Source organism: Methylobacterium sp. WL18, assembly GCF_008040015.1.
GTDB classification, from domain to species: domain Bacteria; phylum Pseudomonadota; class Alphaproteobacteria; order Rhizobiales; family Beijerinckiaceae; genus Methylobacterium; species Methylobacterium mesophilicum.
The window spans coordinates 1-2,200 of sequence record NZ_VRVD01000712.1 but is presented as its reverse complement, the minus strand read 5'-3'; the positions used below and the strand labels follow the sequence as shown (position 1 = coordinate 2,200).

Here is a 2,200-nt window from a genome sequence, read left to right as displayed (position 1 = left end):
GCCCCCCCCGCCCCCGATCGAGGTCGGCGGCGGCTGGTACCTGCGCGGCGACGTCGGCGCGAGTGTCTACACGCGGCCGCGATACAGCGAGGCCTACGATTACACCGGCTACCCGGAGGCCAACCGCGCGTTCGGCAACGAGATCGGCGGCGGCGGGTTCGCGGGCGTCGGCGTCGGCTACCAGTTCACCCCGTTCCTGCGCGGCGACGTGACCGGCGAGTACCGCTATTCCACCGGCCTGCGCGGCAGCGAGTATTACAAGGGCCCCGAGTTCGACAACGGCCTCGGCTCCTACGGGGTCAACAAGTCGACCAGCAGCTTCGATTCCGCGGTGGTGCTGGCCAACGCGTATTTCGACCTCGGCACGTGGTACGGCATCACGCCGTTCATCGGCGGCGGCGTCGGCTACGCCTTCAACCACGTCTCGGGCTACTCGACCAACCAGCAGTTCACCAGCCCGACCTACGCCTACGATTACGGCAACCCGATCTACGACTGCAAGTGCGGGCAGGCGTACTACAACTACGCGCCGGTCTACGACAACAACGGCAACCCGGTGTACAACACCAACAGCGGCAGCAAGTTCTACAAGAGCAAGACCAGCGGCAGCTTCGCCTGGGCGCTGCATGCCGGTCTCGCCTACGACGTGAGCGACGCCCTGAAGATCGAGGTGGCCTACCGCTACCTCAACCTCGGCAAGGCCGAGACCGGCCCGGGCTTCGTGCCGTGCTGCACCGGCAGCCTGCAGGCGATCAAGGTGAAGGACATCGAGGCGCACGACGTGAAGATCGGCCTGCGCTACTACCTCGGCGGCCTGGTCGCGGCGCCGCTGCCGCCGCTGATGCCGGAGCCGATCCCCGGCCCGCTGGTCCGCAAGTACTGATTTTTTCTCCGACTCTCTGACCACCGACGGCGCGGATCTCCTCCGCGCCGTTTTTTTCGTTTTGCGGCCGGGCTTCGGTGGATGCACAGAGCAGACTTGGGCCGTCGGATAGTTCTTACCAGGCCGCGACGATCGAATCGGGATATCGGAAAGGATCCCAAAATAACGGACGCTTAAGGTTACCCATCTATCACTGCATCGAGGCCCGAGCCGCCGTCCGTCTCGCAGTTCCAGGACGATCCCGATGCGCACCGTCACCCTGCCGCTGCTGGCGATCCTCGGCCTCTGCGGCGCGAGCACCGCCCGGGCCGCCGACCTGGACTACGATTACCTGCGCGGCGCCGATTACGATCCGGCCCCGGCTCCGGTGCTCGACTGGAGCGGCGTGTATGTCGGCGGCCATGGCGGGTATACGTCGGGCGGCCTGGCGCAGCGCGATGCCCTGCAATCGACCCTCGCGCAATATTTCAGCTACCGCGATGTCGAGAGCGAGTTCGGCGTCTCGAAGTTTCTGTCGCTGCCGGGGACCCGCGTGAAGAGCGCCAGCTTCGGTGCGTTTGCCGGCTTCAACGTCCAATTCGACGAGATCGTCCTTGGAATCGAGGCGGACTACACGCACGCGGACATGAACAGCTGGTCGACCAACGGCATCAACCGGATCATGACGACGGCCGCGGGTAATTCCGAATCGGTCGGCCTCTCCGGCACGTCGAACACGCGGATCGACGATTACGGCAGCATCCGGGCCCGGGCCGGCTACGCCTTCGGCAACCTGCTGCCCTACGTGACCGGAGGCCTCGCGGTCGGCCGGGTCACGATCAACGACACCGTCGCGGTCCAGAACTACGGCTACGGCGCCACGACCTATGCGGCCAACCAAGCCCTGACCACGGGCCTGCCGGCGGCCGTCTACAATCACGGCTATGCCAGCTTCAACCAGAACTTCCCGCTGAACCGCTCGACCCCGGCCGGACAGGGCGCCCAGACCATTCCGTACGGCCCGACCACGTTGGTGGCGAACGCCAAGACCAAGACGATCGGCGGCGTGGCCCTCGGGTTCGGCCTCGAATACGCGATCACGCCCAACATCCTGCTGCGGGGCGAGTATCAGTACGTGTTGTTCCAGAGCTTCAACGGGCATCGCGCCGAGCTGAACACCATCCGCGGCGGCGCCGCCCTCAAGTTCTGATCGCCCCGATACCGGCCGGAGACCGACCATGACAGCGCCTTGCTCCGCCCGGCGGCCGACGCTCGCTCTGGCCATGCTCGCGACCGTACTGCTCGCCGTCCCCGCCCCGGCCTCGGCCTGGCCCGAGG

2 protein-coding genes are annotated in these 2,200 nt (G+C 66.5%); both read left to right on the top strand.

The genetic code is table 11. The features are described 5' to 3' along the window. The coding region (locus FV228_RS27345; protein WP_147857385.1) for a porin family protein at positions 1-883 on the top strand (883 nt) is incomplete at its 5' end. A 244-nt stretch (positions 884-1,127) separates the two neighbouring features. Next, positions 1,128-2,072, top strand: coding sequence for an outer membrane beta-barrel protein (locus tag FV228_RS27340; protein WP_147857384.1), 945 nt, complete (start codon positions 1,128-1,130; stop codon positions 2,070-2,072). Positions 2,073-2,200: the final 128 nt, after the last annotated feature.

Excerpts from the sequence above, each read along its gene's own strand:
- FV228_RS27340 (WP_147857384.1), top strand. The coding sequence starts at position 1,128 with ATGCGCACCGTCACCCTGCCGCTGCTGGCGATCCTCGGCCTCTGCGGC.